The 9,072-nt window shown below is 48.6% G+C and carries 7 protein-coding genes; 1 reads left to right on the forward strand and 6 read right to left on the reverse strand.

All coding sequences use genetic code 11. The features are described from left to right. Positions 1 to 212 precede the first annotated feature (212 nt). The 6 genes from B9T16_RS22390 to B9T16_RS22415 all read right to left on the reverse strand — a co-directional run bounded on the left by B9T16_RS22390 (position 213) and on the right by B9T16_RS22415 (position 8,017). On the reverse strand, positions 213 to 368 hold the full coding sequence (locus B9T16_RS22390) for a hypothetical protein (protein ID WP_410245812.1): 156 nt from the start codon (positions 366 to 368) through the stop codon (positions 213 to 215). A 527-nt stretch (positions 369 to 895) separates the two neighbouring features. Then, positions 896 to 1,966, reverse strand: a complete 1,071-nt coding sequence (locus B9T16_RS22395; protein ID WP_410245813.1) for a tetratricopeptide repeat protein — start codon at positions 1,964 to 1,966, stop codon at positions 896 to 898. 117 nt (positions 1,967 to 2,083) lie between these two features. Next, complete coding sequence (locus B9T16_RS22400) at positions 2,084 to 2,557, reverse strand: RNA polymerase sigma factor (protein WP_410245818.1); 474 nt, start codon at positions 2,555 to 2,557, stop codon at positions 2,084 to 2,086. Positions 2,558 to 2,566: 9 nt separating this feature from the next. Beyond that, positions 2,567 to 2,932, reverse strand: coding sequence for an RNA polymerase sigma factor (locus tag B9T16_RS22405; protein WP_410245814.1), 366 nt, complete (start codon positions 2,930 to 2,932; stop codon positions 2,567 to 2,569). Positions 2,933 to 3,220: 288 nt separating this feature from the next. Further along, positions 3,221 to 3,580, reverse strand: a complete 360-nt coding sequence (locus B9T16_RS22410; RefSeq protein WP_410245815.1) for a hypothetical protein — start codon at positions 3,578 to 3,580, stop codon at positions 3,221 to 3,223. 2,298 nt (positions 3,581 to 5,878) lie between these two features. Beyond that, the gene (locus B9T16_RS22415; protein ID WP_410245816.1) at positions 5,879 to 8,017 is read right to left on the reverse strand and encodes an ELWxxDGT repeat protein; all 2,139 of its coding nucleotides are present in this window, start codon (positions 8,015 to 8,017) and stop codon (positions 5,879 to 5,881) included. 375 nt (positions 8,018 to 8,392) lie between these two features. Here B9T16_RS22415 and B9T16_RS22420 point away from each other — a divergent pair, with 375 nt between their 5' ends. Beyond that, complete coding sequence (locus B9T16_RS22420; RefSeq protein WP_410245817.1) at positions 8,393 to 8,755, forward strand: hypothetical protein; 363 nt, start codon at positions 8,393 to 8,395, stop codon at positions 8,753 to 8,755. The last annotated feature ends 317 nt before the right edge of the window (positions 8,756 to 9,072 follow it).

Raw genomic sequence — 9,072 nt, forward strand, 5'->3', positions numbered from 1 at the left:
TGCTATCTTCAATTTATGAATTTTGCCAATTATCAGGTGTGGCTTTGAACATGGCTAGGATTTTTCGCGAGCTATCGAGTTTTTATACTTTGGAGGGTTAATATACATTCAGGCTAGATGAAATCTCTGGTTTGTACCAATCTCACCCGCGTAGTTAAGTCAAGATCGGCTACAATTGTAGCCGATCGCCGTTTGGTAAATTTCAGTGAAAACTATTGAGTAACCACTTCATATACCCAGATGATTGATTTTCCTTCTTCTTGCATAAAAGCCCGAACTCTGACCAAATCATTGTAACATAATTTATCCGACGGGTTGTCCATCTCATCCCACACCTTCCGAGCCGGACCGTTACCATCTTGATGCATATTGCCGACTCCAMTTTTTCGCTTACCAATGAGCGGCCAAGAAGCAGCAAATTGTATGAAACCCGATCCCCCTTTGAGCTTATAATTTACCCCAAAGGAAAAGGAATTACAGTCAAATTGACYGACCCCTAACTGCTCGGGTTGGATATCGCCAAGGGGCCAATTTTCCGAGTCATTATGGGCTCCCACGCGCTCCAGGACATATTGGGTCTTGTTAATGACTTCAATGACATATTTTTTGTCGTATGTGACCAATCCTTTGATCTGATCGAAAGTTTAATTGACATCAATTGAAATTGAGCCGGTGACTGCCATGGTATTTAACCTTTAATAGTGGTGTTGACTTAGTTATAGCAGCAAACAGGAAATAGGGAACAGGGAATAGGGGTTCAAAAGAGTCCACCTCCCAGGTTTCAGGACCGTGGATGTCCTAAATGTTCTGGCTGCTGCTGTATTAGACGTTTGAGGGGGGTGATCTGTGAATTTTGCGAATTATCAGGGGTGGTTTTCCGAACCGCGATCGCCATTCATACACAAGCAACTCTTGCTTCCAGTTTTGCCGGTTGTTGTGACTGCCTCGTCCCCTGTAAAATCTTGCACCAATCCCGATAAATTTTGGCATCCTCGCCAGMCAGCTTGTAAGCGGTCTCCATTGCTGATGCCGCCTTCTGATATTGTCCGGCATGGAACAMACCCCAACCGTAGGAATGCCAACTCTTGGGGTTATTGGGGTGTTCCTCCGTTAACCGAGCCAAAATTTTGACTCCTTCCGCAAACTCCTCTCGGGCGATGTGATAATAAGCCAGCAACTCCCAACCCTCCACCGTAGCCATCCGTTGCCGTGCCGTGTCAATCATTTTTTTAGTCTGCTTCCCCTCCTTTTCCCATACCAAACCCATCCGGCAACGAGTCTCTATCTGTCGCTTGAGAACCTGACAATCGTCCGGGGCTAATTCCAGCAACCGCAGCAACCGCACCTCCGCTTCCCCGACATCCCCCAGAATCATCAAAGCATCGTAGCTGTCAATTAGCGCCACAATATCATTGGGATGAACTGACAAAATGTGATCAAATGTTCCCAAAGCCCCAGATATATCTTCTTTCTGCATCTGTAGCCGCCCCAATGCCAGCCAGTGCGTCATGTTGTCCGGTTCTAGGGCTGTGGCTGACTCAAAGGCGACAATGGCTGCTTCCAGGTCATGCCGACAGACGGCAATTAATCCGCCGAGATGCTGTTGAGTTGCTTCGTGGCGAACTTGGGATAAGGCTTTTTCATAAACTGCCACTGCGTCCGCTTCTTGCCCCATTAGCTGCAACATTTTCCCTAAGTTTAAATACACCTCAACCAATTGGGGTTGTCGCTCAATAACTTGGTGATACTCTTCGATTGCCCGTTGCCAATCACCCGTCGCATACAACAGATTCGCCAATTCTAGCCGCTTTTTCCATCCCGATGGATATTTTTGTATGTACTGATCTAAGGTTTTTAGCTTCTGGTTGATTCGGGTTGGTTTTTGGTCTAAAACCAAATACACATTTCTCTCACTCCCGGAAAGTAGGGTGACAGATACCATACATGAAAAGGTTTTTTTAGACATCTCGCTATTTGGTGGTGTTTGATTATTGCAGATATGCACCTGGTTATCCTTCGGTGTTCACAAGTCCAATCGATAACTGTCTATCACCGAATTATTTTGGGTGTTTGAATTTTCCAATTAAGTGGACTGATGCCGGTTTTTATAAGCCACAAAACCAGGCAAAAAATGCCATGTATGAGACAGTTGGTCTAGGCAGGTCGCGGTTAAGTGATAACTGACTACCACCGATTTACACTCTACACCAGATAAATCGTCGATTTTTGAGTCTTCTATTAACAAATTATTGGTGACGTAAAAACTCTCAGATAAAGTTGATTCAAAAGGATCTACCCCTGAAAGATAACTTCTCACCTTCTGGGCGAGAATATCTCGTGCCTGTTGAATGCGTTTGTAAGCATTGTCTCTGGAAATGCCGAGTTTTTGGGCGATATCTGGATAAGACAGTTCTCGGTAATAACGGAGAATGAAAGGGATGCGAAGCCGTTCAGGTAGTTCGTTGACAACACTCTGAATAAACTGCCTTAACTCATGCCTCAAAATTTGAGAGTCTGGGGATTCACAACTACATAAAATAACATCTTCTGCTTGAATATATGAATCTTATATGTTGTCGATACTGATTGATTTTCGGCGACGTTCTCGGTGAATATCTAGGCATAGATTATGGGTTAAGCGGGTTAGCCAAGCTCGGAGATTCGTGATTTTTGGGGCGTATTTTGGTAATTTATCCCTGGCTTTTAACATGGCTAGACTGAGGGCGTCTTCCGCTTCCGTCCGGTTATTTTCCATCCAACTAATACAGCGATGAAAAAGGTAGTTTTGATGGTAATACCAGAGAGGCCAGAAGGCATTCATTTCCCCTTCTGAAAGACGATTTAATAGTTCTTGTTCTTCTGGCTGTTTCAAGGGTTGGACATCGTTTGCTTTCGGGGAACGATATCGCCTGATGGGGTCTTTAATTTCCATAAGAGGTACGAGGGATTCAAAACATCAATGGTTTTGGCGATCGGAGCCTGGTTGGCTTCCATCTAATTTGCCTCCACCCTTTTATACCGGGAGGACAACGACAGTATATGCTCGTTTAGACCTTGGTAGATCAGTCCGAATTTTGATCAGGTTTTTGGCTTGTCTGTAATATGATACTCGATCGCTTGATTAAAGTCTATACCACTTATGTAAATTTTTTTGCTGAAAAAATCCCACATCCCAACAGGAAGTTCACTCGATATACTCTCAATCTGGTTGATCTGGGTTTTAACGGGGGAATGGATTGGGGGAACTTCCTACCCGGAAAAGGATGGTAAAAATATTGTCTGTCACCAACAGACTATTCCCAAATATATCGTTTCCATAATCATACTCTTGATGTTGCCAGGATGCCGATAGGGTGGGACTGTTGGGCTGATTTTTCAGTCTCCAATTTATACTGCTACCGTAAACTGAGCGGCTGGAGGTTTTATCGATAGGTGCGATATAACCGGATAATGTGATATTATTGACTGGGCGGACTGCGAATTCTATCAGTAGGCGATCGTCGTAGGAATTGGGGAGGATATCCCCGAAATAGTTGGTTAAACCCAGGGAAAAAATACCCCAGTTTAAACGTCCCGACAATGCCAATTCGCTGGCTGGAGAAATGCTAACTACATCCCCAATGCGGGTTTCTCGGTCGATCGCATAATTGAAAAAACTCGACAGGATTAAATTGCCATTATTCCCCAGGCGAAACCGTTTAGAAGCATTCCCAAAAATCTGGCTGTAATAGTCCCGGTCGGGGTTGAGATAGCCGATCGNCCCCCCCCCCGAAAACTCCAGCCGTCCGTGGTGTTAAATGTATAATCTGCCCCTAAGTAAACTTTCACCGTTTCCGAAGCAATAACCCCGGTGTAGTAGCGGAAAATGTCTTGACTTCTTGTCCAGTTTCCGGTTAAACTAAGGTGGGGATAATAGCGCCTTTGTTCTCGGTAAACACTTTGTCGGTTGAAGTTGACATCTTGGCGCAAAAAACTGAGATAAACTTGGGCGTAAAAGTTCTGTATATTGTCGGTGGAAAAGATATCTTGATTGACCGCCGATAATAACTGCACATTATGATCGGCATCTTCTCCCCCTTCCCCTCCCCCATTAATCGCCAATTGCGGACCCGTCGCCCGGTAAAAAATGCGATCTTCCTCAAAGTTGCGATCCATAACCGGAGACAGCCCCAGCCAGAGGCTGTGATAACTCGCCCCAGGAATTTCCCTGACACTTCTGATATTGGGAGTCAAACTGGTAGCCCGTCCCAGTCCGGCTGAATAAATGGTAAAACTACTGCTAGGTAAACGGGTATTATTAGCAGCAAAAAATAAGTTCCGGCTAATTCTGGTGTTGGCGGGATTTTCGCTACCTTCGAGGTCAGGAATGAAATCCGGTAAAAATTGCGCCCCGGCTTGGATAACCGTATTCAGCCAGCGATTTTCATCATCCCAAAATAGGGTAAATCCGTGAATAGTGCGCCCCAAAACCGCTTGGGTATCGTTGGCTTTCACGACCTGGCGCACCCGGGAAAATGTACCAGCGATCGTCAGGTCGATTTCTTCTTGGCGGTCAATTGTGCTTCTTTGTGATTGACTATTTCCCGGAAAAGTGCCAGAATTAGGAAAGTAAAAATCCACCCCGATAGGTTGGCTGGAGGTTCCCCCTTGAAAACCTGGAAGCTCCATAAAAGCCAAGGTTTCCGCTGCCAAGATATCCCCAACTTGGGAGGTTTGAAAAACCCGGGTCGGCACGAACAAGTCTGGGTCAATGCTATTGCGATCGATGACCAACCCCGGCATATAAGTACATTGTTGGTCACGGGGAGCATTCGGTAAAAAACAGGCCCCCGTCAAACTCATTTGAATTTCCAACCCCGTCATGGTTTGGGGTTGGGTGGTGGTGGTAGTTACCCGCCTTTCCAGGGGGACCGTCCGCAGTTGCAGATAACTCCCCCGCTGGTCTACCCTGTAAATATTAGTTCGGCTAAGGCTTTCGATAATCTCGGCGTGGAGTTTAAAAGTGCCGTCCCAAACCATGTCGCTATTTGTGGTATTAGCGAAGGCTTGCACGCCGCTCACCTGCCATTCGGTCAGGTGGCTGATGGGGATATCATTAAGGGTTAAAGTAGTGGTAAAGGCGCTAATTTGGTCGTTAGGAGCCACGCGAGGGGGGATGATATAGTCAGGGTCCGACGGCGGCGGAGAGGGTTTGGGGGTTTTATTCAATCCGGGGTCAGGTATCGCCCATGGGAGGGGAGTTTGTGCCAAGACTGCGGGAATGGCAGTGAGGTGGAGGACAGCTAAGGCAACCACAAAGCCACAGTTGTGTATCTTCACAGATTTCGGAGTTAGTTTAGGGACAGTAGGGGTATATGTTTACCCACGGGGTGTTGGGTTTCGCGAGGGTTCGCGGGTTCTCAGAAACCCGGTTTTTGGGAAAAACCGGGTTTCTTGACCTTTGAAAGGGGTATATGTTTACCCACGGGGTGTTGGGTTTCACTTCGTTTCACCCAACCTACAGTTTTGTAGGGGTGTTGGGTTTCACTTCGTTTCACCCAACCTACAGTTTTGTAGGGGTGTTGGGTTTCACTTCGTTTCACCCAACCTACAGTTTTGTAGGTTGGGTGGAGTGCAACGGAACCCAACAAGGCAGGGTGTTGGGTGATGCGATCGCTTTCCAGGTATCCTATAGACTCTTGTAGGTTGGGTGGAGTGCAACCGAACCCAACAAGGCAGGGTGTTGGGTGATGCGATCGCTTTCCAGGTATCCTATAGACTCTTGTAGGTTGGGTGGAGTGCAACCGAACCCAACAAGGCAGGGTGTTGGGTGATGCGATCGCTTTACCCAACCTACAAGCTACAAGCTAATGTTGGGTTTCACTCCGTTTCACCCAACCTAGCGCTCATATTCTCCCCCGGCCGCTACAAAATGACTCTCGTTAATTCCGATGAATCGTTGTAGGGTGGCTAGGGTGGCACCCTCGTACTGAATTAAAGTTGAGCCACTGCGATCGCTTATCTCCAGGTCGCTGAAACTTAACGTTTGTCCGCCAGCATTCAACACTTGTATTTGATTAGTACCATCTCCAAAGTTGTAGATGATATCGGAACCCATACCTTCTTGCAGGATAAATAGGTCATTTCCGGGGCCTCCGTAAAGCCGATCGCTACCCGGACCGCCAATCAACGTATCGTTTCCATCGCCGCCCCAGAGGATATCATTCCCTTCTCCCCCGTCGAGGAGGTCATCTCCCGCCTCCCCGTAAAGGCGATCGCTACCCGGACCGCCAATCAACGTATCGTTTCCATCGCCGCCATAGAGGAGGTCGTCCCCTTCTTCCCCGTCGATGTAGTCATCTCCGCCGTTACCATAAAGGCGATCGCTCCCTCCCAAGCCGTAGATAATATTAGGACCATCAGTCCCTCGGATAATGTCGTTTCCCTCGGTGGCGTAAATTGGTTCAATGTTGACGTTAATTGTCAACTCTCTGTCATAAGTGAGTCCTCCCGAGTCCGTAGTGCGAACTCGGATGTTATAAATAGACTGAGTTTCAAAGTCCGGGGAATTGTTGATTAAGAGTTGGTCGCCACTGACGCTGAAGGCGGCGTTATCCGTATCTCCTGCACCTGCTACTAACTCGTAAGTAAACGTATCTCCTGTATCCGGGTCGGTGGTAGTGAAACTGCCAACTGCCGTACCCGGCGCTACGTTTTCATCGATACTGGTGTTGTCTAGTGTGAGGTTTGTGGGAGGCTCGTTGATATCATTGATATTGATGGTCAACTCTTTCTCATAAGTGAGTCCTCCCGAGTCCGTAGTGCGAACTCGGATGTTATAAATAGACTGAGTTTCAAAGTCCGGGGAATTGTTGATTAAGAGTTGGTCGCCACTGACGCTGAAGGCGGCGTTATCCGTGTCTCCGGTACCTGCTACTAACTCGTAGGTAAAGGTGTCTCCTGTGTCGGGGTCGGTGGTAGTGAAACTGCCAACTGCCGTACCCGGCGCTACGTTTTCATCGATACTGGTGTTGTCTAGTGTTAGGTCTGTGGGAGACTCGTTGATATCGTTGGGAATGAGCTTCCATAGCTCTGTGCCCTTGGTGTCGTCGTAAGCCGAGAAGTACAGGGTGTCGTTGACCACGGTGAAATTAGAGGGAAAGGAATTCCTAGTCCCCGGGTTGATATCTTTGACCAGGACTGTACCCGCCTCAGTGCCGTCGCTCTTCCATAGCTCTGTGCCGTTGGTGCCGTCGTTAGCCTGGAAGTACAGGGTGTCGTTGAACACGGTGAAATTAGAGGGAGAGGAATTCCCAGTCCCCGGGTTGATATCTTTGAGCAGGACTGTACCCGCCTGAGTGCCGTCGCTCTTCCATAGCTCATAGCCGTTGGTGCCGTCGTTAGCCGTGAAGTACAGGGTGTCGTTGAACACGGTGAAATTAGAGGGATTGGAATTCCCAGTCCCCGGGTTGATATCTTTGAACAAAACGGGGATTAATTCTCCCGGCATCAACACCCCTTGGTAACTGGCGACAACTTCCCCAGTCAAGACTTGGGCTAATTCCACTTCTCCCGTCCTCACTTCCAACTCCCAGTTACCGCCCTTGAGAGCGGCTCCCGTCAGGGACTTGGAAGCGGCAATGTCGGCTCCGGTCAGTTGTCGCAATTGGGCGATAAATTCTTCCCCAGCATCCCCGGCGGCCACCCGACAGCCGTAGAGCAGGATGTTGTCCACACCCCAGCGTCGCAGTTGGGGCTTGTAGCGGTTCAGGGTGTCCAAACTCAGTTCGCCGTCACCCAGATACAGGCAACCGGGGGAACCGTGGGAGATAATGTGAACGCTGCCGACATTCAGACGCTGTTGTAAAACCTGGGTGATTTGCTCGACCCCATCAGCGGTTTTTTCAATCCGAAAAACTTCGGCGGTGGAAATCACCCCCTCAATCAGTTGTTCAATGTTTTCGACTCCGGTATCGATAAAAACCAGTGGGGTCGGAGCAGAAACAATTTTAGTGGCATCAAACCTGGGTGACATCATGAAACTATCCTAGATATAAATAAAAGTTAGTTTTGTAGGTTGGGTGGAGTGCAACGGAACCCAACAAGGCAGGTGTTGGGTGATGCGATCGCTTTCCAGGTATCCTATAGACTCTTGTAGGCAGGGTGGAGTGCAACCGAACCCAACAAGGCAGGGTGTTGGGTGATGCGATCGCTTTCCAGGTATCCTATAGACTCTTGTAGGCAGGGTGGAGTGCAACCGAACCCAACAAGGCAGGGTGTTGGGTGATGCGATCGCTTTCCAGGTATCCTATAGACTCTTGTAGGTWGGGTGGAGTGCAACSGAACCCNAACAANGCAGGGTGTTGGGTGATGCGATCGCTTTCCAGGTATCCTATAGACTCTTGTAGGTTGGGTGGAGTGCAACGGAACCCAACAAGCAGGGTGTTGGGTGATGCGATCGCTTTCCAGGTATCCTATAGAGCCTTGTCGGACTCTTGTCGGTTGGGTGGAGTGCAACCGAACCCAACAAGGCAGGGTGTTGGGTGATGCGATCGCTTTACCCAACCTACAGGCTGGCGCAGTTCTACGGGGCAGTAACCAAAGAGTCTTCGCCAGCCGTACCGATTTGAATGGTGTATCCGGCAGTAAATTCGTTGGCCTGGGCCGTGCCGCGATCGCTGTCTTCTACGGTGTCGAGAGTGAAGCCCGCCGGGTCGCCCAGACCACTCAGACTGACTGTACCCGCAGCACCGATCGCAAAAGCGGAGTTCTGTAGGCCGTTGGCGTTGCTGCCGTCGTAGTTAAAAGAGTGAGCTGCAGCAAATTCCTTACCCACGGCGGCGGAGACGGCCACACCTGTGACACTACCACCATCAATCGTGAAAGCTGCGCTACCAGCGATCCCACCTTGACCAGCCCGGGCGGTGGTGGAAATTCCCAAGGTGCTCAGGACGACGAGACCGGTAATGGCAGCAAAACGACGAATCATATTTTTTTGTACTCCACAAGAGGTTTTTCGGATCTATCTATTAGACTTTTTTGGGGGGGGATGTGTGAATTTTTTTTTCCCAGGTAAATGCGATCGCTTTCCAG

The organism is Arthrospira sp. PCC 8006 (assembly GCF_046480465.1).
In the GTDB taxonomy this organism is placed as follows: domain Bacteria; phylum Cyanobacteriota; class Cyanobacteriia; order Cyanobacteriales; family Microcoleaceae; genus Limnospira; species Limnospira platensis.

Excerpts from the sequence above, each read along its gene's own strand:
- B9T16_RS22405 (WP_410245814.1), bottom strand. The coding sequence starts at position 2,932 with ATGGAAATTAAAGACCCCATCAGGCGATATCGTTCCCCGAAAGCAAAC.
- B9T16_RS22390 (WP_410245812.1), bottom strand. The coding sequence starts at position 368 with ATGCATCAAGATGGTAACGGTCCGGCTCGGAAGGTGTGGGATGAGATG.
- B9T16_RS22415 (WP_410245816.1), bottom strand. The coding sequence starts at position 8,017 with ATGATGTCACCCAGGTTTGATGCCACTAAAATTGTTTCTGCTCCGACC.